This is a genomic window from Arthrobacter sp. SDTb3-6, assembly GCF_013376095.1.
Taxonomy (GTDB): domain Bacteria; phylum Actinomycetota; class Actinomycetes; order Actinomycetales; family Micrococcaceae; genus Specibacter.
Genome location: NZ_JAAMFN010000002.1, coordinates 133,841 through 154,467, shown reverse-complemented (window position 1 = coordinate 154,467; position 20,627 = coordinate 133,841). Strand labels below are relative to the sequence as shown.

Annotated in this window: 22 protein-coding genes and 3 tRNA genes; 16 read left to right on the top strand and 9 right to left on the bottom strand. The window is 67.3% G+C overall.

Features of this window, described 5'->3' with window-relative positions; genetic code table 11:
* Positions 1-149: 149 nt before the first annotated feature.
* Entirely contained in the window at positions 150-1,604 is a 1,455-nt protein-coding gene (locus G6035_RS01715; RefSeq protein ID WP_176615326.1) for an NCS2 family permease, read from the bottom strand.
* Positions 1,605-1,851: 247 nt separating this feature from the next.
* Between G6035_RS01715 and G6035_RS01710 the strand changes: the two genes are divergently transcribed.
* Complete coding sequence (locus G6035_RS01710; protein ID WP_371130790.1) at positions 1,852-2,499, top strand: copper resistance protein CopC; 648 nt, start codon at positions 1,852-1,854, stop codon at positions 2,497-2,499.
* A 19-nt stretch (positions 2,500-2,518) separates the two neighbouring features.
* Here G6035_RS01710 and G6035_RS01705 read toward each other — a convergent pair whose 3' ends face one another.
* Positions 2,519-3,151: an FAD-binding protein gene (locus tag G6035_RS01705; protein ID WP_218062877.1), complete on the bottom strand. Its 633-nt coding sequence runs from the start codon at positions 3,149-3,151 to the stop codon at positions 2,519-2,521.
* A gap of 509 nt (positions 3,152-3,660) precedes the next feature.
* Here G6035_RS01705 and G6035_RS01700 point away from each other — a divergent pair.
* Complete coding sequence (locus tag G6035_RS01700; protein ID WP_176615325.1) at positions 3,661-4,665, top strand: universal stress protein; 1,005 nt, start codon at positions 3,661-3,663, stop codon at positions 4,663-4,665.
* A 110-nt stretch (positions 4,666-4,775) separates the two neighbouring features.
* Here the strand turns inward: G6035_RS01700 and G6035_RS01695 are convergent, their stop codons facing one another.
* Together G6035_RS01695 and G6035_RS01690 are read right to left on the bottom strand one after the other, a co-directional pair.
* On the bottom strand, positions 4,776-6,281 hold the full coding sequence (locus tag G6035_RS01695; protein WP_176615324.1) for an NlpC/P60 family protein: 1,506 nt from the start codon (positions 6,279-6,281) through the stop codon (positions 4,776-4,778).
* A gap of 294 nt (positions 6,282-6,575) precedes the next feature.
* Entirely contained in the window at positions 6,576-6,983 is a 408-nt protein-coding gene (locus tag G6035_RS01690) for a metallopeptidase family protein (RefSeq protein ID WP_256127655.1), read from the bottom strand.
* Between the two features lie 148 nt (positions 6,984-7,131).
* Here G6035_RS01690 and G6035_RS01685 point away from each other — a divergent pair.
* The 14 genes from G6035_RS01685 to G6035_RS01620 all read left to right on the top strand — a co-directional run bounded on the left by G6035_RS01685 (position 7,132) and on the right by G6035_RS01620 (position 15,251).
* A tRNA-Glu gene (locus tag G6035_RS01685) sits at positions 7,132-7,204 on the top strand.
* 104 nt (positions 7,205-7,308) lie between these two features.
* A tRNA-Asp gene (locus G6035_RS01680) sits at positions 7,309-7,382 on the top strand.
* A gap of 61 nt (positions 7,383-7,443) precedes the next feature.
* A tRNA-Phe gene (locus G6035_RS01675) sits at positions 7,444-7,519 on the top strand.
* 109 nt (positions 7,520-7,628) lie between these two features.
* On the top strand, positions 7,629-8,144 hold the full coding sequence (locus G6035_RS01670; protein ID WP_176615323.1) for an Asp23/Gls24 family envelope stress response protein: 516 nt from the start codon (positions 7,629-7,631) through the stop codon (positions 8,142-8,144).
* Positions 8,141-8,332 carry a hypothetical protein gene (locus tag G6035_RS01665; protein WP_176615322.1) on the top strand — a complete coding sequence of 64 codons (192 nt, stop codon included), beginning with the start codon at positions 8,141-8,143 and terminating at the stop codon, positions 8,330-8,332. The genes G6035_RS01670 and G6035_RS01665 overlap by 4 nt, the downstream gene beginning before the upstream one ends.
* Before the next feature lie 11 nt (positions 8,333-8,343).
* On the top strand, positions 8,344-8,706 hold the full coding sequence (locus tag G6035_RS01660) for a hypothetical protein (protein WP_371130787.1): 363 nt from the start codon (positions 8,344-8,346) through the stop codon (positions 8,704-8,706).
* A complete protein-coding gene (locus tag G6035_RS01655) occupies positions 8,703-9,278 on the top strand; it encodes a DUF6286 domain-containing protein (RefSeq protein ID WP_176615320.1) in 576 nt (191 codons plus the stop codon). Before G6035_RS01660 ends, G6035_RS01655 begins: the two co-directional genes overlap by 4 nt.
* On the top strand, positions 9,275-9,895 hold the full coding sequence (locus tag G6035_RS01650) for a hypothetical protein (protein WP_176615319.1): 621 nt from the start codon (positions 9,275-9,277) through the stop codon (positions 9,893-9,895). The genes G6035_RS01655 and G6035_RS01650 overlap by 4 nt, the downstream gene beginning before the upstream one ends.
* Positions 9,896-9,966: 71 nt before the next feature.
* Positions 9,967-10,284, top strand: coding sequence for a hypothetical protein (locus G6035_RS01645; RefSeq protein ID WP_176615318.1), 318 nt, complete (start codon positions 9,967-9,969; stop codon positions 10,282-10,284).
* Positions 10,285-10,590: 306 nt separating this feature from the next.
* The gene (locus G6035_RS01640) at positions 10,591-11,889 is read left to right on the top strand and encodes an ABC transporter substrate-binding protein (protein ID WP_176615317.1); all 1,299 of its coding nucleotides are present in this window, start codon (positions 10,591-10,593) and stop codon (positions 11,887-11,889) included.
* Between the two features lie 134 nt (positions 11,890-12,023).
* Entirely contained in the window at positions 12,024-13,043 is a 1,020-nt protein-coding gene (locus tag G6035_RS01635; protein WP_371130794.1) for a carbohydrate ABC transporter permease, read from the top strand.
* A gap of 1 nt (position 13,044) precedes the next feature.
* A complete protein-coding gene (locus tag G6035_RS01630) occupies positions 13,045-13,923 on the top strand; it encodes a carbohydrate ABC transporter permease (RefSeq protein ID WP_176615315.1) in 879 nt (292 codons plus the stop codon).
* Positions 13,924-14,181 (top strand): hypothetical protein, encoded by a 258-nt coding sequence (locus G6035_RS01625; protein ID WP_256882257.1) that lies wholly within the window; start codon positions 13,924-13,926, stop codon positions 14,179-14,181.
* A gap of 50 nt (positions 14,182-14,231) precedes the next feature.
* Complete coding sequence (locus G6035_RS01620; protein WP_176615314.1) at positions 14,232-15,251, top strand: LacI family DNA-binding transcriptional regulator; 1,020 nt, start codon at positions 14,232-14,234, stop codon at positions 15,249-15,251.
* 41 nt (positions 15,252-15,292) lie between these two features.
* Here G6035_RS01620 and G6035_RS01615 read toward each other — a convergent pair whose 3' ends face one another.
* The 5 genes from G6035_RS01615 to G6035_RS01595 all read right to left on the bottom strand — a co-directional run bounded on the left by G6035_RS01615 (position 15,293) and on the right by G6035_RS01595 (position 20,523).
* A complete protein-coding gene (locus G6035_RS01615) occupies positions 15,293-16,135 on the bottom strand; it encodes a hypothetical protein (RefSeq protein ID WP_176615313.1) in 843 nt (280 codons plus the stop codon).
* Positions 16,136-16,138: 3 nt separating this feature from the next.
* Positions 16,139-16,942: an exodeoxyribonuclease III gene (locus tag G6035_RS01610; RefSeq protein ID WP_176615312.1), complete on the bottom strand. Its 804-nt coding sequence runs from the start codon at positions 16,940-16,942 to the stop codon at positions 16,139-16,141.
* A gap of 55 nt (positions 16,943-16,997) precedes the next feature.
* Positions 16,998-18,755, bottom strand: coding sequence for an AMP-binding protein (locus G6035_RS01605; RefSeq protein WP_176615311.1), 1,758 nt, complete (start codon positions 18,753-18,755; stop codon positions 16,998-17,000).
* 92 nt (positions 18,756-18,847) lie between these two features.
* Positions 18,848-19,669 carry an ammonia-dependent NAD(+) synthetase gene (nadE, locus tag G6035_RS01600; protein ID WP_176615310.1) on the bottom strand — a complete coding sequence of 274 codons (822 nt, stop codon included), beginning with the start codon at positions 19,667-19,669 and terminating at the stop codon, positions 18,848-18,850.
* Between the two features lie 50 nt (positions 19,670-19,719).
* Complete coding sequence (locus G6035_RS01595; protein WP_176615309.1) at positions 19,720-20,523, bottom strand: FadR/GntR family transcriptional regulator; 804 nt, start codon at positions 20,521-20,523, stop codon at positions 19,720-19,722.
* Between the last annotated feature and the right edge of the window lie 104 nt (positions 20,524-20,627).

Sequence of the window (20,627 nt, the reverse complement as noted above, 5' to 3'; positions counted from 1 at the left end):
GCTTCCAGACAACAGCAGCGGGGCCGCAAATGCCAGCCGCAGGGCACAGGCGGCGTCTGGCATGGCAGACGCCGCCCCCTTAACGCGCGAACGGGCACCTGGCGGCAATGCCGTGCGACATTGCCGCCAGGTGCCCGTCCGGGAGGGTGTTATTTGATGCCGAAGAGCTGCTCGATCGGGCCGATGCCGAAGAAGATGACGAACGCGGCGGCCACGGCCCACATGAGCGGGTGGATGTCCTTCGCGCGGCCCTGGAACAGGCGGATCAGCACGAAGGCGATGAAGCCGGCACCCAGGCCGTTGGCGATCGAGTACGTGAACGGCATGAGCGTGAACGTCAGGAACGCCGGGATGCCGATGCCCCAGTCGGACCAGTCGATCTTGCCGACCTGGGAGACCATCATGAAGCCGACCACCACGAGTGCGGGCGCAACGGCCTCAAACGGGACCAGGGAGATCAGGGGCGTGAAGAACATGGCCACGATCAGCAGCAGTCCGGTGACGATGGACGCCAGGCCGGTGCGGGCGCCCTCGCCGATGCCGGCGCCGGACTCGACAAAGATCTGGTTGGAGGACACCGAGGTGCCGCCGCCGGCGATGGCGCCGAATGCGTCAACGAGCAGCACCCGGTCCACGTTCGGGATGTTGCCGTCCTTGTCAACGGTGCCGGCCTCGTTGGCCAGGCCCACCATGGTGCCCATGGCGTCGAAGAAGATGCTCAGCAGGATGCTGAAGGCCAGCAGCGTTGCGGCCAGCCCGCCCAGGTTCGCAAAGGCGCCGAACAGGTTGAACCGGCCGAACAGGCCAAGGTCCGGCGGCGTCAGCCCGGAGAAGTGCGGGACCACGAGGGACCAGCCTTCGGGGTTGGCGGTCTTGCCGTCAAAGCTGGGGCCGATGTTGAACACTGCCTGCAGGATGTTGGCCAGAACGGTGGCGGCGATGATGCCGATGAGGATGGCGCCCTTGACCTTGCGGACCACCAGGGCAATCGTCAGCACGAGGCCCGCGACGAATACCAGGGTGGGCCAGCCGAGCAGCTTGCCGTCAAAGCCAAGGCCCACCGGGACGGTGGTGCCGGCGACGTCGGGGATGCGGCGCACAAAGCCGGCGTTGACCAGGCCGATCAGGGCAATGAACAGCCCGATGCCCACCACGATGGCGGTTTTCAGCCCCGCCGGCACCGCGTTGAACACGGCCGTGCGGAAGCCCGTCAGCACCAGGATGAACATCGTGATGCCGGAGAGCACCACCAGGCCCATCATGTCCGGCCAGGTCAGGCCCGGGTGGGAGGCCACCGTGACGGCCACGAACGCGTTGACACCCAGTCCGGTGGCCAGGGCGAACGGGTGCTTGGCCCAGGCGCCCATGATGATGGTCAGCAGGCCTGCCACGAGCGCGGTCATGGCGGCCACGCGGGCCGGGCCCAGGATGCCGCCGGTCGAATCCGCGCCGCCGAGGATCAGCGGGTTGAGGACCACGATGTAGCTCATGGCGAAGAACGTGGCGAAGCCGCCGCGGATCTCGCGGGAGTAGGTCGAGCCGCGTTCGGTGATCTTGAAGTATTTGTCTACCGCAGACAGGCGGGTAGCCGTCGTGGTTGCCATAGGGGGCCCTCCGGGCGATGAAAAAGGGGGATATCCAGTCGAGACGATACTAGCCGGTTTTCGGGAGGCGGGGTCCTGGGCATGTGGCCGTTTATGGCCCGTTTATTAGGTGCGACGCCGTTCCCCGCCGCAGGTGTTCGGCGCACCGGCCGCTGGGGGAAATTTCCCGCAGTCTCGAGGGATTCTCCCACCATCCTGCACTAAGGTGGGCTGGACCACCCTTTCCCTGACCTAAGGAAGCAGAACCGTGATTCCCCCTGTCCCGCCGCGTGCCGATGAGACGAACATGACACCGCGGGGACTTGCCGCAGGGCAAAAACCGGTCCGCGTGGTCCGCCATCGCGGAGCCGCCTGGCGGGCCCTGGCGGGCGCCGCCGTCGTGCTTCTGGCCCTGCTGGGAGGACCGGCCGCGGCGCAGGCACACGATCAGCTCGATGCCACCTCGCCGGTGCAGGGGTCCACGGTGGCCGCGGTGCCGCAGGCCGTGACGCTGGCCATGTCCCACACGCCGGCAGCCATCGGGGCGGAGGTCAAGGTGCTGGATGCCGGCGGCACCAACTGGGCCTCGGGTCCGGTTTCCGTGCTGGACAACGTGGCAACGCAGCCGCTGAAGTCCGGGGCCCCGGCGGGGAAATACACCGTGGAGTGGCGGCTGGTCTCCTCCGATTCGCACCCTGTGGAGGGGGCGTTCACGTTCACGGCAAGGGCCGGGTCCAGCGCGGGCGCCGTGGCCGGGCCGGCCCATTCGGCGCAGCAGGTCACCGAGGCCGCCGCGCAGCCCGCGGCGGACAGCGGCGGCATTCCGTGGAGCGTCTTTGGCCTGATCGGCGTCCTGGCGGTCGTGGTCATCGCGATGGTCGTGTTGGCGCGCCGCAGGCTCAACCAGGCCGACTGACGCCTGGCCGAAGGGTCCCTCAGGCGAGGCCGGGGAGGGTGCCGGCCTGCCTCGACGCCGCCCGGGCCGAGATGCACTGGCCGGCATGCTTGGCCTGGTGCAGTATCTCCTGCGTGGAAGGGGTGAGCAGCTCTCCCACGCCCACCAGGTACAGGCCCAGCGCCTGCATGGCGCTGCCCAGGCCCTGGCCCGTGCCGATGCCGACACCGTGCAGCATGCGCCGCAGCTGGTTCAGGGCGCCACGGGTGAAGACAATGCTGTGTGCGGTCAGGATGCCCGTGGCCGTCCGGATCTCCCACAGCCGGCCCGCCGGGGTGGCCTTGCTTTCAATGTGGAGGGCGGCGGTGGCCGGCCGGATGTCCAGTTCATGCCGGCGGGCATAGTGCTCCAGAAGCCGCATGATTTCGGTCCGGCGGTCCATGGCGTCCAGGCTGACGCCGCCGGTGGCGGGGGAGCCCTGGCTGGCGGGAGGGGCGGGGCAGTCAACCACGATTGCCTTGATGCCCTGGCGGTTGAGCTCCGCCGCCATGGCCAGTCCAGAGAAGCCGGAACCGATCACAACGGTGTTGGTGGCTTCGATGCCCGGTGCGCCGGGGCTGGCGGCCCCGGCGCCCGGTCTGCTTGCGGGCGCGGTTTGTGGCGCAGCCGTCACGGCAATGCCTCCTCGAACGGTGGGAGAAATTTTTCAGGCGGCAACAGTCCGGGAGCGGGCGGTGTCGTCAGGGTGGGGCCGGGCACACGATCCTCGTTGGCACGGTGAAACACGCGGTGTGATCCGGCTTCCTTTGGAACCCTACCGAACAATGCAGGGTATGGATAGGGTCATCTAAAGTCCTGCGAATGGAGAAAATGCCCTGCGTCGCGCCGGGGCCGTCCGGTGCCGGTGCCGCCGGCTGGCCGGCCGGTGCGGCTTCCCCGGTGCAGTCGCCGCCGCCGGCGCTTCTGCAGCCGCCATTCGGGCCCTGCCGTGCCTGCACCAATGCCCCCTGGGAGTGGATTTTGCCGCCCATGGGCGGTTGCGCCGCAACCTGGGCACGCCCCCGCGCGTGTCACTTGACGCACTACCTGGGAACGACAATAGTCACAGGTATAGGCCTCGAGGGGGAGGCGGGCAGCAGTGCTCGACGCCCCCTGGCGGCCACCTATATAAGGAGGCGCAGCATGAGCAGTCCTGACCAAGCATCCCCGGTTGCCCAGCCCGACCCCATTCCCGCACCGACCGGAATTGTTGTGGGCGTGGACGGTTCCGACCAGAGCAACTATGCCGTGGTGTGGGCCGCCCGAGAGGCCAAGCTCCGCAGGTCGCCCCTGCACCTTGTCACCGCCTACACCGTGCCCATCTTTGCCGCCTCCGGGCTCGACGGCGGGTACGCCACCGTGGACGACGACGTCATCCGCCAGGGCGCGGAGGCCGTCCTTCGCGAGGCGGCAGCCAAGGTGGCGCACCTGGACGTGGAAGTCGATGCCCGGGTGGAAAACGGCGACGCTGCCGGGGTCCTGCTGGAGTTGAGCGAGACGGCCGAGCTGCTGGTCTTTGGCACGCGCGGCCGCGGCGGTTTCCTCGGCCGGCTGCTCGGCAGCGTGAGTTCGGCCCTGCCGGCACACTCCAAGTGCCCCACGGTCACGGTTCCGCTGAGCTGCGCCACGCGCCTGGGCGAGGACCCGGGCCGGGAAGCGCAGGCCCCCGTGATCGAGAAGGTTGTCACCGTGGGCGTCGACGGCTCCGACCAGGCCCGCTATGCGGTTCTGGTCGCCGCGGAGCAGGCCCAACGGTCCGGATCCGCCCTGCGCATCATCTGCGCCATCCAGCCGTACACCGGCTCCCTGTCATGGATGCCGGCCCCCGTGGACCGCGAGGAACTGTTCGCGGAGATCCAGACACAGCTCGACGCCGGTGAAAAGTGGCTGAGGCACCATTTTCCGCAGCTCCCCATTGAGGTCAAGCTCGTGGAGGGATCTGCCGTGGATGTCCTGGTCAAGGCCTCGGAAACGTCGGAGCTGCTGGTCATGGGCACCCGCGGCCGCGGCGGTTTCGCCGGCATGATGCTCGGTTCCACCACAGACGGCGTGCGGCACCACGCCAAGGGGCCCATCATGGTGGTCCGGGACCGTGAAGACCCCCGCCAGGACGACCGTTCGGCGTTCGGCCCGCTCCTGCAGGCCTGACCGGTCCGGCACCGGACCGCGGGCCCGCCCCGCCCGCTCGAGAGTACGGCTCTGGCGGCTTCCCCCCACGGGGAAGCCGCCAGAGCCGTACGTTCGTGGAGTTCCGGTGGTCAGTACCGGGCGGCGTACGGGTAAAGCTGCATGCCGCCCAGCGCCATGTCGGAGAGCGAATAGACGCCGACGGGATAGCCAGGGGCCAGGGCCTGCACCACCTGGTCGTTGCCGATGTAAATGGCAATGTGCTCGAACTGGCCCGAGCCGGCGGGGGATTCGTTGAAGACGAGCAGGTCACCGTAGCGCATCTGGGACAGCGGCACGCGGGTCGGCGCCCCCCAGAATTGGGCCGTTCCGGTGCGCGGCACGGAGACGCCGGCAGCGGCAAACGAGGTCATGACCAGCCCGGAGCAGTCAAAGCCCGGATTTCCGGTGCCGCCCCACTGGTAGGACTTGCCGCTTTGGGCCATGGCGTAGTTGACCATGACCTGGATGTAGGACCCGGACGGGGCAGGAGCCGGTGCCGGTGCAGGCGCGGGGGCCGGAGCCGGGGCCGGAGCAGGCGCTGGCGCTGGCGCTGGCGCTGGTGCCGGTGCGGGAGCAGGTGCGGGGACCGGAGCTGGTGCCGGTCGGACCGGTGCGGGGGCAGGCGCCGGTGCGGGAGCAGGCGCTGCAATCGGTGCCGGTGCCGGGGCGGCAGGCTGCTGCGGCTGGCTGGCCGGGTTCAAGGGTGTCACCGAGGAGGCTGCCGGAACCACCGGTGCAGGGGCGGCCGCCGAATTCCTGATTTCCTGGGCGAGGGCCGCTTCACGTGCCTGGCGCGCCAGGCCGTCCACGCGGGCTCCTTCCAGGGCCACGGTGGTGTTGTGCAAGGTGGCCAGCTGTCGGAGGAGGGTGCTGCGCTGGGCCTGGTTTTCCTTGACCACGGCCGTCAGGGCATCCGTGGCGGACTGTGCTGCCTGCCGGGAGGCCTCGGCCGCCGTTGCTGCCTGGTCCGCCGCCTGCTGGGCCGCGGCGGCCTGCGCCTGAAGGGCCGTGGACGTTGCGGAGGCTGCTGCAGCGGAGTCAAAGGTGTTGGCCCGCTCGTCGGACAGCGCCTGCAGCGTGGAGGCCTGGTACATGGTGTCGCTGGCGTTGGAACTGGTGAGGAAGGCCTGCACGCTCAGGTTGAGCCCGCCGTTTTTGTAGAGATTGCCGGCAAGCTGGCCCAATTGCGACTTGGCGGACTTGTACTCGGCAGCGGCTGCGTCCGCCTTGGCCTTGGCGGTCTGCGCGTCCGCCTTGCGCTTGTCAAGGGTGACGAGTGCGTTGGTATAGGCGTTGTTGGCGCTCACCGTGCCCGTGAGGGAGCCTTGCAGGCGCTCGTTGGCCGCGCTGAGCATGCCGTCGATCTTGGCCGACTCCGCCTTTGTTGCGGCCTCGGATTTTTTGGCGTTGGCGATGTCGCCGGTGCTGGGCACGGCCGGGGCAGTGGCCAGGTGGCCAAGGAACGACGCCGGAACAGGCCCGGCAGTCAACGCACCGGGGGCGGGTGCCGCGGCGGCAGGGGAGAGCACGGCGGTGGTCGCCAACGCCGCGCATGCGAAGGCGGTCGTCCCGCGTACCAGGAAGGGAATGCGCATCCTCAAGACCTCATTGCAGTTTGGTTAGGTAAATCTCGGGCGCGAGTCCGTGCCCGGTGCGCCGATAAAGACGCACATATTTACACAGCACAGCTGACATTACGGCCCCATTGATCTCTTTGGCAACACCAGTAACACCAGCAACATAAACTACAAAGTTGTAACCACAGCGGTGTTATTTCAAGGCAATAGTGGCTTTTGCTGATCAGGCTGCGTTTATCGGGCCGTGTTTATCCGGCTTGCGCCGCCCGGGCACGGTTCAGGTCCACATGCCGGGCAGGGACGCCGCGGCGGTCATCCCCAGCCCAATTCGTGCAGCCTCTCGTCGCTGATGCCGAAGTGGTGCGCAATCTCGTGGACCACGGTCACGGCGACTTCATGGATGACCTCTTCGCGCGTGGAGCAGATGCCCAGGATGGGCCGGCGGAAGATGGTGATGCGGTCGGGCAGGGAACCGGAGCCCCACCAGGAGCCACGCTCGGTCAACGGCGTCCCCTCGTACAGGCCCAGCAGCACGGTGTCCGGATGCCCGCCCGCACGCGGCACATGGTCGTCCTCGACAAAGACCGCCACATTGTCCATTTGCGCCCTGATGTCAGCGGGGATTCGGGCCAGGGCCGCCTCCACGGCGGCATCAAATTCCGCCGCATCCATCCTGAACGGGCCAAAGGAGGGAATGGACGCCAGCGGGTCGCGGTTCATGCCCTCCAGCCTAGTGTCCAACCGCCGCGGTGTGTCCTGCCGCACAGCCGCCGCCCCCGTTTTGTGTTCTGGACAAATAGGCCCTATAGTTTTTCAAGTCCACTGCGGACGGCGCGCGGGAAACCGTGGGCTGGACGTGAGTGACGATGCCCCCATCGTCTAGCGGCCTAGGACACCGCCCTTTCACGGCGGCGGCACGGGTTCGAATCCCGTTGGGGGTACTTTGCGGGAAAAGTGGTAATTCCGGCCGGAAAAGGCTGGTAAGCTATTACTCGTGAATTTCGCGTGAATGCGCGATAAGAATGAAAGAATAAAAAAATAGTATGGCCCTGTAGCGCAGTTGGTTAGCGCGCCGCCCTGTCACGGCGGAGGTCGCGGGTTCAAGTCCCGTCAGGGTCGCTTAGGTTTCCTGAAATTCATTTCGGGGGATCTGGTGACAAAGGCTTGTGCAGTTCACCAAGGCTCTGTAGCTCAGTTGGTAGAGCGTTCGACTGAAAATCGAAAGGTCACCGGATCGACGCCGGTCGGAGCCACCACATAAAACCCCTTAGCAATAAGGGGTTTTTGCTTTAACTGTCATGGCGTTGCCCCTCATCTTGTCGGTGCATAGGCTTACCGTAAGTAATAACGGGACAAGGAGCTTTCATGGACGGGCGAGACCAGCCGCAGGCAATCCACTCACCAGGGCTGCCCCTGGACCAGGCACAGGGCCGCACCGTCATCTCTGACAACGCGGTGGCCAAGGTGGTGGGCGTTGCCGCCCGCGGGGTGGCAGGGGTCCATGCCCTGGGCTCCGGCGCCTCGCGGTCCATTGGCGCCATCCGGGACGTGGTGGGTGCCACGGACCTGACCCAGGGCGTCCGCGTCGAGGTGGGGGAATCGCAGGTGGCGGTCGACCTGGTGCTGGTGGCCATCTACGGCTACCCGCTCCAGCAGCTGGCAGACGCCGTCCGGGCCGCCGTCTACGGTGCCGTGGAGGGCCTGGTGGGCCGCGACGTCATTGAGGTGAACATCGAAATTACGGACGTCTTCATCCCGTCCGCCGAACCGGAGCGCCAGCAGCCCCGGACCAAGCTGTCCGAGCGCCTCGGTGCGCCCGTGCGCCCGGCAGCGCCGAACCCGTCCGCAGCCCCTGTGGGCCATGAGAAGGGCCAGCCGTGAACCTGACCGTAGTGTGTGCAGCATTTGGCGCCTTCCTGGCCTACATGGCCTTTAGGTTCGGCTTCTGGGGCTTCATCATTGGCGCCGTGTTCATCGCCATCGGCGCGTTTGTGGGCCGGGCCGCCGGAGGCAAGCTGGACTGGCGCGGGGTGCTCGACGCCCTCACCGGCCGGCGTTCGTCGCGGTGACGGATATCGCCGTGGACTCCGGGCGCGGGCTGTCCGGACATACCCGCATCAGCACCCAGGCACTGACGTCCGTGGCCCGGGCGGCCGCTGCCGCGGTTTTTGGCGTCGCACCCGCCGCCGTGCGTGTGTCCTGGTCGGACGACGCCGGATCCCTGGCCTTGAATGTCTCCTCACCCATCAGCGTGCCCTCCCTGGCGGCGGTGCGCCGGCAGCCAGGGCGCGTTGCCAACACCGGGGGCACGGTGGCGGACCGTGCCACGGCGGCCAAGCGGGGCATCCTGGAGCAGGTGGAGCACCTGACGGGATCGCAGCTGAGCCGGGTCGATGTCCGGATCTCCGGCATCCAGTCCACCAATGAAGGGCGGGTGCAATGAGCGAGCTGATCGGGCGCATCCTCAAGCGGGAGCGCCATTCCTCCAGGGCGCCGTTGTCTGTTGCGGCCGCCATGGTCATCGGGCTGCTGGCTGTCTACGGGCTCTTGGAGGCCGTGCTGCGGGCGGTGGGCCAGCGGCCCTGGCTGATTGACCCGCTCACGGCAGCCCGGCGCCTGGCGCGCCTGCCCGAGGGGATTTCGCCGGTCCTGCTCGGCGCCATTGGCGTCCTGCTGGCCTTGCTGGGGCTGGTCTGCCTGGGGCACGCATTCCTGCCCGGCCGCCGCGCCCGCCACACCATTGCCGATCCGCGCCTGGCCATTGTGGTGGACGATGAAGTCATCGCCTCGGCCTTGGCACGCCGTGCACGGCTCGCGGCTGGCGTGACCCGTGAGCAGGTCATTGTGGTGGTGTCCACCAAGGCGGTGCAGGTCAATGTCCGCCCGACGTCGGGCATCCCCCTGGACGAGTCCCACATCCGGGCCGCCGTTGAAGACGAATTGGAGCAGATGGCGCTGGAACCGGCGCCGGACGTCACCGTCAACCTGTCCGGATCCGGGGTGATTGGCGTATGAACGGCACCCCCCGCGCAGTGAACAGGGTGGTGCTGGCCATCGCCGGCCTGGTGCTGCTGGCACTGGGCGCGGCCTTGGCAGCCCTGGCCGTCGTCCCCGCGGCCGGACGTCTCTGGCAGGACTGGGCCGGCCCGCAGATGGGCCGCCTTAGCGGCCTTGCCGCCAGGACGCGCCTGGCACCCGGCGGCGGCAGCTGGATCTGGCTGGTGGTGGCCGCCTGCCTGCTGGTGCTGGTGATCTTCATGGTGTCGTGGGTGGCCAACCAAGGCAAGGGGCGCACCAACGTCCTCTTTCAGCGCCAGGGGACTGCCGCCGACGACGGTGCCGCGGGCAAGGTGGTGCTCAGTACCGCGGTGGCGGAGCAGTCACTCAAGGCGGCGCTGCTGGAGCGCGGGGACCTGCTGGGCGTCTCTGTGACGAGTTATGCCTTCCGTGGCCAGCCGGCCGTCAGGGTCCGGGTCCTGCCCCGGCAGGGTGTGGCACCGCACGAAGTTGCCGCGGACATCGCGTCCCTCGTGGATGCCCTGGATGCGTTGCTCGGGGTGCAGGTCCCGGTGCTTGTCAGCCTCGGGTCCGGGACCAGGGCGCGCTTCACGAAAGCCGAACGCGTCCGCTAGTCTTGGGTCCCATCACCCACGGGTGCAATTCACGCCTGGGGGCGCGCAACCACTGCGAAAGGGAGAAGCACATGAGTGAGAACGACTCGGGGAACCCGCTGGATTCGGCCAAGGACCTGGCCGCAGACGCAGCAGAAAAGGCCAAGGACCTGGCCGGCGACGCGGCTGCCAAGGCGAAGGAATTTGCCGGCGAGGGCGGTGAAAACCTCAAGGAATTTGCCGGCGGGGCCGCCGAAAACGTCAAGCACTTTGCGGAGGACGCCTCGGAAAACGTCAAGCACTTTGCCGAGGACGCCTCGGAAAACGTCAAGCACTTTGCCGAGGACGCCTCGGAAAGCGTCAAGGGGCTCGGCGCCAAGATCGCCGGCCTGTTCAAGCACGACAAATAGCTCGCTGCGCCGCGGCCCGGGAGGTGCCGCGGAACCGTTCCGTGACAGTAAAAAGGGAGGGTGGCCCGTCCAGTTTCTGGACGGGCCACCCTCCCTGTTTGCTGCCTGCCCGCCCCGAGGCACGGAAACGGCTGTCCGGGCTTTCGATAAGGAAATGGTCACAATCGTGCGTAAGCGCTTGCACTCCGGCCCGGTCCCTGCTTAGAGTGATCCACATCACCACAGGGCCCGGCGCATGCCTGGGCCCGCCAATTTCATGATTGAACTTCATGATTGAACGTTTTCACTGACGGGAAAGAGCGTGGAATGAAACATTCAAGGAAGTTTGCAGCCCTGGCGGCAGCCTCGGTCCTGGCGATGACATTGGCCGCCTGCGGCGGCGGGGGAAGCGGCGGCGGTGGCGGCGGAAACTCCGGCGGCCTCAGCGGCGATGCGGCCGCCAACCTGGACGCGCGCGGACCCATCACCTACGTCCAGGGCAAGGACAACTCGAACGTGGTCCGGCCCCTCGTGGACAAGTGGAACGCGTCGCACCCGAATGAGAAGGTCACCTTCAAGGAGCAGTCGGACAAGGCGGACCAGCAGCACGACGACCTCGTCCAGAACTTCCAGGCCAAAAACGCCAGCTACGACGTCGTCGACGTGGACGTTGTCTGGACGGCGGAGTTTGCGGCCAAGGGCTGGCTGCAGCCGCTGAAGGGCAAGACGGCCTTTGACACCACCGGCTTCCTGCCGGCCACCGTCGCCACGGCGACCTACAAGGACACGCTGTACGCGGCCCCGCAAACCTCCGACGGCGGCATCCTGTACTACCGCAAGGACCTGGTCCCCACCCCGCCCAAGACCTGGGACGAGATGATGGGCATGTGCCCCATCGCCAAGAAGAACAACATGGACTGCTACGCAGGCCAGTTTGCCCAGTATGAGGGCCTGACGGTCAACGCGGCCGAGGCCATCAACACCGCCGGCGGCGTCATCGTCGGCAAGGACGGCAAGCCGGCCGTCAACACCCCCGAAGCCAAGGCCGGGCTGAACAACCTGGTCCAGGCATTCAAGGACGGCAACATCCCCAAGCAGGCCATCACGTACCAGGAAGAGCAGGGCCGCCAGTCGTTTGAAGCCGGCAAGCTGCTGTTCCTGCGCAACTGGCCCTACGTGTACAACCTGGCGAAGACCGACGGCTCCTCCGTGGTGAAGGACAAGTTCGGCATCGCCCCGCTGCCCGGCAAGGACGGCCCCGGCGCCTCCTCCCTGGGCGGGCACAACATCGCCATGAGCGTCTACAGCAAGCACAAGGCGACGGCCATGGACTTCATGAAGTTCATGACAAGCCAGGAAACCGAGAAGTTCTACGCCACGCAGGGTTCGCTGGCACCGGTCCGTGCCGACCTCTACGCCGACGCCGACCTCGTCAAGCAGCTGCCCTACCTGCCGGTCCTGCTGACCTCCATCAAGAACGCCGTGCCGCGTCCGGTCTCGCCGTTCTACCCGGCCGTGACCCAGGCCGTGCAGGTCAACGCCTACGCCGCCCTGAAGGGTGACAAGACAGTTGACCAGGCCCTGACCGACATGCAGGCGGCCCTGGGGGCGGCCGGCTCCCAGTAGGCCCGGCCCCGCCGCGGCCACCGGCCACGGCAACCACGGACGACGGCGGCCCGCGCACCTGGGTGCCCGGGCCGCCGTCGTCCCCGCCATACACCCATGCAGCCGACACCCGAGGAAAGGACCAGGGAATGTCAATGCAAGTGGAGCCGCAGACCCGCCGCGGCAAGAAGGGCACAGGCGCGGGGCTTGAGAACAAGGAAGTGGGCCAGGACCGGAAGCAGAAGACGCAGGGCAAGGTGGCGCTGCTGCTCATTGTGCCCTCGCTGATTGTGCTGGGCATCGTGATTGTCTACCCCGTCATCGACGCCATCGTCATGTCGCTGCAAAAGGACGCCGGCCTGGACCCCGTGACGGGATCCTTCGTGGCGGGCGGCTTTGCCGGGCTGTACAACTACATCCACTGGATCTTCGAGCAGTGCAACACGCCCAACGGACAGGCGTCCTGCCCGGCCGGCACGCTCGGCTCGCAGTTCTGGTCCGCCACCGGGACCACCTTCCTGCTCACCGTCATCACGGTGGCGCTGGAGACGGTGATTGGCTTTTGGATGGCGATCATCATGTCCCGCACGTTCCGCGGGCGCAGCGCACTGCGCGCGGCCGTGCTGGTGCCGTGGGCCATTCCGACGGCGGTGACGGCCAAGCTGTGGTTCTTCATCTTTGCCTTCGACGGCATCGCCAATACGCTGTTCCACACCTCGATCCTGTGGACGGGGTCCGAAGTCCCGGCGCGGACGGCCATCATCATTGCCGACGTCTGGAAAACGACGCCGTTCATGGCACTGCTGATCCTGGCAGGGCTGCAGATGATCCCGGACGACGTGTACGAGGCGGCCAAGGTGGACGGTGCCACGGCCTGGCAGCGGTTCACCCAGATCACGCTGCCGCTGGTCAAGCCGGCCCTGATGGTGGCGATCCTGTTCCGCACCCTGGACGCCTTGCGCATGTACGACCTCCCGGCCATCATGACGGCGGGCGCCAACGGAACCACCACGCTTTCGATCCTGGTGGTGAACCAGATCCGGATCGGCTTCAACTCGGCCGCCGCGCTGTCCACCATCACGTTCCTGATCATCTTCATTGTGGCGTTCATCTTTGTCCGCTTCCTGGGGGCGAACGCCGTCGAATCGGCCACCAACTCGGGGAAGGCGAAGTGAAATGAGCGTTGCAACCCTTGATCCGGCGGCTGCAAAGTCCGTGGCCCGGCGGCGCGAGCGCTGGGTCAGCTCGCGCACCTACGTCAGTGCCGCCGTCATCCTCATCTGGTGCCTGCTGCCGTTCTATTGGATGCTGGTCACGGCGTTCCGGGACGTCGGCTACACCTTTGACCCGACGCCCTGGTTCACGCACGTCACCTGGGACAACTTCAGCACCGTGTTCTCCACCAGCCTGGGCAACCACTTTGCGCAGAACCTGCTGAACTCGCTGATTGTTTCCGGCGTCACCACCGCCGTGGCCCTGCTGTTTGGCGTGTTTGCCGCCTATGCCCTGGCCCGGCTGGAGTTCCGCTTCAAGTTCCTGGTGCTTGGCTTTGTGCTCGGCGCCTCGATGTTCCCCGGCGTCGCCATCGTCACCCCGCTGTTCCAGCTGTTCACCAACATCGGCTGGATGGGCACCTACCAGGCGCTGATCATCCCGAACATCTCCTTCGTGCTGCCGCTGACCGTCTACACGCTGACGTCCTTCTTCCGCGAAATGCCGTGGGAGCTGGAGGAGGCGGCCCGGATCGACGGCTGCACCCAGGGGGAGGCGTTCCGCAAGGTCATCATGCCGCTGGCCGCCCCGGCCGTCTTCACCACGGCCATCCTGGCCTTCATCGGCGCCTGGAACGAGTTCCTGATCGCCAGCCAGCTCTCCAGCGACGCCACCAAGACCGTCACGGTGGCCATCGCCTACTTTGCCGGTTCGCAGCCGCACCAGGAACCGTACACGGCCGTCATGGCCGCCGGAACCGTGGTGACCATTCCGCTCGTGATCCTGGTGCTGGTGTTCCAGCGCAAGATCGTGGCCGGCCTGACGGCGGGGGCGGTGAAGTAGGTGCGGGGCCGCCAACCGAAGGGTTCGGGGCTGCACGCCCCCGCGTCCCGGCAGCGCAGTGCGGAGGACTTTGACCTGATCATCGGCTTCCTCGGGTTCTGGGCGCTGGTGGTCCTTGGCATCACCGTCTGGCTGGAGGTGACCGGGCAGCCCGCGCTCCTGTGGGCCCTGGGCCTGTTGGCGCTGGTGCTGGGGCTCTGGGGCATGGTCCGGCTCCGCCGGAAACTGCCGGCCCGCATCGCACGGCGGCCCCGCTGAGGGGCGCCACGGCAGAATCGTAGGCGCAGCCAAGGGGGGAGAGAGCGAACATGGGCGTCAGCATTGACGATGTTGCCGCGCAGGCACACGTTTCAACGGCCACCGTGTCACGTGCACTCAGGGGGCTGCCGCGCGTCAGCGAGGCGACCCGGGCGAAGGTGTTCTCGGTGGCTGCGGAGCTGGGCTACGTGCCGTCGCGCTCGGCCAGCGGGCTCGCCACCGGGCGCACCCGGACCGTGGGGGTGTTGGTGCCGTTTGTGGACCGCTGGTACTTTGGGCACGCCATTGAGGGGATTGACCAGGTGCTGCGGGAGAACGGCTACAACCTGCTGCTGTTCAGCCTGGGCGGCTACCTCCACGGCCAGAAACGCAGCTTCACCGAAAGCATGGTGCGCAAGCAGATCGACGCGCTGCTGGTGTTGTCCCTGGGCCTCTCCGAGGAGGAACTGCGCCAGCTCCACCACACCGACATCCCGCTGCTCTCGGTGGGTGGTCCCGTGAACGGCTGCCGCGGCGTCTACATTGACGACGTCGCCGCCGCCACGGCCGCCATGGACCATCTGATCGGGCTGGGGCACCGCCGGATCGGGCACCTGCGCGGCGGCGTCCAGGATGAGCAGACCTTCAGGGTCCCCGCCCTTCGCACGGTGGCGTTTGAGGCGGCCATGGCACGCGCCGGGCTGGAGCCCCGCCCGGGGTGGAACGCGGCCGGGGAATTCACCGTTTCCGACGGCATGCAGGCGGCGGCGCGGATATTTGAAGCGCCCGGCGAGCGGCCCACGGCCCTTTTCTGCGGCTCCGACGAAATGGCACTGGGCGCCATGTTTGAGGCGCAGCGCCGCGGGATCCGCATCCCGGAAGAGCTCTCGCTCATCGGGATCGACGACCACGATTTTTCAGCCCCGGCCGGCCTGACCACCATCGCCCAGCAGCCCTGGGAGCACGGCCGTGCGGCGGCCGGCATGCTGCTGGCAGAACTCGGCGGAACCGCAGGCGCCGTGCGGGATGTGACCATGCCGTTCGAGCTGAAGGTCCGGCGCAGCACCGCCCCGCCGCCGCGCGAGGCTTGATTTCGGCAGGCTCAATCGGCGGCGGCGGCCGGGCTGCACGGCTAGTTCGCGCGGGCCAGTTGGCGGATGGGCATCCAGCGTCGGGCCAGCCGGCGGTAGGCTGCCGCGGCGCCGGTCAGGTCGCCCTCGGCCAGGCATTGCAGGCCGGCGTGGACGTCCGCCGGGGAGTCGTCGGGGTGCACGCGGTTGGCCACGGGTCCGTAGTCAAGTTCCACCATGCCCTCGTTGCTGAAGGCGTCCAGCCAGCCGTGCAGCTCGTCGAGTTCCTCAAAGAGGTCCAGCTCGGGGGCCATCTCGGCCAGCATCTTCAGCGTCTGCCCGGACCGTTCCACCGCCAGGGGCAGCGGCACCTGGATGCGCACGGTCAGCACGCGGCCGTTGGCCTCCACCACCTCCATGCGGTCATTGGCGTAAACCAGGGTGAACCAGCTGAACGGGATGCCCCACGTGGACGTGCGGGTCTGCAGGGTCGTGCCGGGCACCGGAACCGTCGCCATTTTTTCCAGGTGGAGGTCCCATTCGGTGTCCGGCACCACCAGCCGGGCGAGGGGGGCCAGCGGGCCGCTGAGCAGTTCGGTGGTGGCGGACAGGGAGCGTGCCACCACCTGGTTCGGGGCGTAGAGCAGCGGGGCGCCCTCGCCGGCCTGGAACACGCGCACCCGGTCCACGGCCGGCGTCGGCAGCGGGTTGGGGGAGGAGCGGCTGACGCGCCCCAGCGAATCGGCCAGCTCCTGGGCATCAACCGTGACCGGGTTCTGCTCCTCCTCGAGACGGCCGCGCAGGTAGCTGAACTGTTCGTCCGTGTAGGACTCGCGCGGCAGGTAAACGCGCAGGCTGGAGACGAAGGGCAGCTGGAGCCCGCCCAGATACAGCCCGTTGCGCATGGCCTAGCCCAGCTCCACGATCACCGGTGCATGGTCCGAGGCGCCCTTGCCCTTGCGCTCCTCACGGTCAATTTCCGCACCCGTCACCCGCGCAGCCAGGGCCGGGGAGGCCATGACAAAGTCGATGCGCATCCCTTCCTTCTTCGGGAAGCGCAGCTGCGTGTAGTCCCAGTAGGTGTAGGTGCCGGGCCCCGGGTGCAGGGGGCGCACGACGTCGGAGAAGCCTGCGTTTTCAAACGCTGCAAAGGCGGCGCGCTCGGGCGGGCTGACGTGGGTCAGGCCCTGCTCGATGAAGAAGTCCATGTCCCAGACGTCCTCGTCCCGGGGTGCGATGTTCCAGTCGCCCATCAGCGCGATCTGCGCCTGGGGGTCGTCCGCCAGCCAGCCTGCCGCCTGGTCCTTCAGCTCGGCCAGCCACTGCAGCTTGTAGGGCATGTGCTCGTCGTCGAGGGCCCGGCCGTTGGGCACGTACAGGCTCCAGATCCGCACCCCGTTGCAGGTGGCGGCAATGGCGCGGGCTTCCTGGACGGGGTCCTTGCCGCCCTTGCCAAAGGCCGGCTGGCCGGAAAACGTGCGTTCGACGTCGGTCAGCCCCACCTTGGAGGCGATCGCCACGCCGTTCCACTGGCTGAAACCAAAGTGCGCCACCTCGTAGCCGTTGCTCTCAAAGAGCTCCCATGGAAAGTTTTCGTCCTTGCACTTGGTCTCCTGGATCGCCAGGACGTCGGCACCGGCGCGGTGCAGCCAGTCCTCCACGCGGTCGGCACGGGCGCGCAGCGAGTTCACATTCCAGGTAGCTATCTTCACGTATCCCAAGCTATCAAGTTAAGCCGTGCAAAGGGCGGCGCCGCCGCGCCCCGGGTCAGCCTGCGTCGGCAGCGGGGAACTCCGAATCGGCGTACTCGCGGCCCAGGCCGGCCGCGGCGGGGGTGCCCGACGCCTGGCCGGAACCGTCGCCGTGGCGTGCCTCCTCGTTGGCCCGCAGCTCCACGCGGCGGATTTTCCCGGAAATGGTCTTGGGCAGCTCGGCAAATTCCAGGCGGCGGATCCGCTTGTACGCCGGCAGGTGCTCGCGGCAGAAGGCAAAGAGCTCCCCGGCCAGTTCGTCGCTGGGCTCATAGGCCGCCGCCAGCACCACGTACGCCTTGGGCACGTTCAGGCGCAGGGCGTCTGGGGAGGGCACCACGGCCGCCTCCGCCACGGCCGGGTGTTCAATCAGCACGCTTTCCAGCTCAAAGGGGGAGAGCCGGTAGTCGGAGGACTTGAACACGTCGTCGCTGCGGCCCACGTAGGTCAGGACCCCGTTTTCGTCCCGGCTGGCCACGTCGCCCGTGTGGTAGAAGCCGCCACGGAAGGCCTCGGCCGTCTTGGCGGGGTCGCCGAAGTAGCCCTTGGTGAGCCCCACGGGGGCGGGGTCCAGGCGCAGGCACAGTTCGCCGTCGTCCGTTTCCTCCCCGGTCACAAGGTCCAACAGGACCACGTCGTAGCCGGGCAGCGGCCGGCCCATGGAGCCGATCTTGATCGGCTGGCCCGGCGTGTTAGCGACCTGGACGGTGGTTTCCGTCTGGCCGAAGCCGTCCCGGATCAGCTGTCCCCAGGCACGCTCCACCTGGTCGATCACCTCGGCGTTGAGCGGCTCGCCGGCCGAAACCACCTTGGTGGGCGGGTTTTTCAGCAGCGTGAGGTCCGCCTGGATGAGCATGCGCCACACGGTGGGCGGGGCGCAGAAGCTCGTGACATGCTCGGCATCCATCTGCGCCATGAGGGCCTTGGCGTCGAAGCGCGTGTAGTTGTAGATGAACACACAGGCCTCGGCGATCCACGGTGTGAACACGTTGGACCAGGCGTGCTTGGCCCAGCCCGGCGAGGCGACGTTGAGGTGGACGTCACCGGGCTCCAGGCCGATCCAGAACATGGTGGAGAGGTGGCCCACGGGGTAGGAGGTGTGCGTGTGCTCCACCAGCTTCGCCTTGGAGGTGGTGCCTGAGGTGAAGTACAGCAGCATGGTTTCATCCGCCCGGGTGGGCGCGTCCGGCGTGAAGTCCTCCGGGGCGCCGTCCGCGTCGGCGTAGTCGAGGACGGGCCGGCCCGCAGCTGCGGCCGCCGCGGGATCGGGGCCGATGCCCACCAGTGTGTAGTCGCCCGGGACATCGGCAAACTTGGCCAGGTTGTCCGCCCGCACGCCGATCCAGCGGGCTGCGCCGCGCGCCACCCGGTCGCGGAGGTCCGCCGGCCCCATCATGGTGGTGGTGGGGATCATGACCACGCCGAGCTTGATGCAGGCGAGCATGAGTTCCCACAGCTCCACCTGGTTGCCGAGCATGATGACCATGTGGTCGCCGCGGCGGATGCCCTTGTGCCGCAGCCAGTTCGCCACCTGGTTCGAACGCAGGGACAGGTCCTTGAAGCTGCGGCGGGTGGCGGAACCGTCCTGTTCCACGATCACCAGTGCCGGGTTGTTGCCGGTGGCCGGGTCCTGCGCGATTTGGTCGATCCAGTCCAGGGCAAAGTTGAATTCGGTGAACGCCGGCCAGGTGAATTCGCGCTGGGCGCGGGCGTTGTCCAGGCGCATCTCCAGCAGGCGGTTGCGTGCCTCACGGAATTCTTCAGTGACGGTCATGGGGCCACCTTTCGGCTTCGTTGCCAGGATGATCGGCCCGGGGAACAACAGGCCTCACTGTGAAATATACGCGACGGCGGTGCGGCCGGGCCCTACTTCCACCACGTGTCCAGCAGCGACACCGGCGTGGTGCGCTTGTGCCGGGTCGCCAGGTACCGCCGCTCGATGCCCGACGCCGGGACGTCGCCGATCTCCCGGCCCTCCAGGTAGTCGTCAATTTCCTCGTAGCTGATGCCGAGCTCGTCCTCGTCGGTGCGCCCCGGCCTGCCGTCCAGCAGGTCGGCGGTGGGCACCTTGGCCCAGAGTTTTTCGGGTGCGCCCAGGTGCTGGAGCAGTTGGCGGTTTTGGCGCTTGTTCAGCGTGAACAGCGGCAGGATGTCCGCCCCGCCGTCGCCGAACTTGGTGAAGAATCCCGTCACGGATTCGGCCGCGTGGTCGGTGCCGACCACCAGCAGGTTGTCGTGGCCGGCCAGCGCGTACTGGGCGATCATGCGGGAGCGGGCCTTGATGTTGCCCTTGTTGAAGTCGCTGACGTCCTCCGTGGCGGTCCTGGCAAACTCCGCCTCGAAGCCGTCCACGGCGGCGGCGATGTTGAAGGTGCGTTCGGTCTTGGCACGGATGAAGTCCAGGGCCGCCTGTGCGTCGTCCTCGTCGTGCTGGATGCCATAGGGCAGGCGGACGGCGATGAAGTCGGCCTCAATGCCTTCCCGGGCCAGGCTTTCCACGGCGAGCTGGGCCAGCCTGCCGGCGAGGGTGGAGTCGATGCCGCCGCTGATGCCCAGCACATAGCCCCTCGTGCCCGTGGCCTTGAGGTAGCCCTTGAGGAATTCCACGCGGCGGGTGATTTCCGCCGCCGGGTCAATGGTGGGCCTGACGCCCAGTTCTGCAATGATCTGTGCCTGGAGTTCGCGCATGGATCCAAGGCTAGCGCCTCGGTGTAACAAGGGTGTTACGCGGACCGGTGCTACGGCGCCGGTTTGGGGAGGCCGGTTTCCCAGATGACACCCATCTCATCCATGGACTGTTCCACGATCCGTGTCATGGCGGCCTGCGCCGCATCGCCGTCGCGCCGCTGGATGGCGTTGGCAACGTCCACGTGAAACCGCATGGCCTCGTGGTTGGGGCTGCGCGGCATGAGCCCATGGTCTATGCGGCCCTTGAGGACCTCCGTGACGAGGGAGTTGAGCTGGGCAAACATTTCGTTGCCGGAGCATTCGAGCATTTTCGCGTGGAAGAGCACATCGAGCTTGAGGAATTCGGCGATGTCCGAATCATGGCCCCTGGCCCACATCTGCGCGGACAGGTACACCAGTTCACTGGCGTCGGCGAAGCTGGCGCGTTGGGCCGCCAGTTTTGCTGCCTGGGGTTCGATGGCGGAGCGCAGCTCACTGAGGCTGCGAAGCTGGTCTATGCGGTCGTCCGAGGCGAGCCGCCATCGGATGACATGGGGGTCGTAGAGGTTCCAGGCGGTGGCCGGCTGGACGACCGTTCCCAAACGACGCCTTGAGGCGAGCAGCCCGAGCGACGACAGCACCCGGATGACCTCGCGGATGACGGAGCGCGAAACGCCATAGCGCACTTCCAGTTCCTCGATGCTCAGCACGGCGTGGGGCGGAAATTCCCTGGTCACAACGGCCAGCCCGAGTTTGTCAACGAGGGCGGAGTGCAGGTACTCGCGCGGAAGGCCGGCGGACGGCACGCCGCCAGCGGTGCCCGCGCCGTGGTCGGGGGCGGGTGGCGGCGGTCCAGCTGTCCGGGAGGCGGTCATGGATGCATCATACCGATTTGGTCTCAACCATTGATAAGTATGTTTTATGTGATTAGCATCTCCAATACGGCATATGTGTTTCGGTGCCGCATTGTCATTCGGAA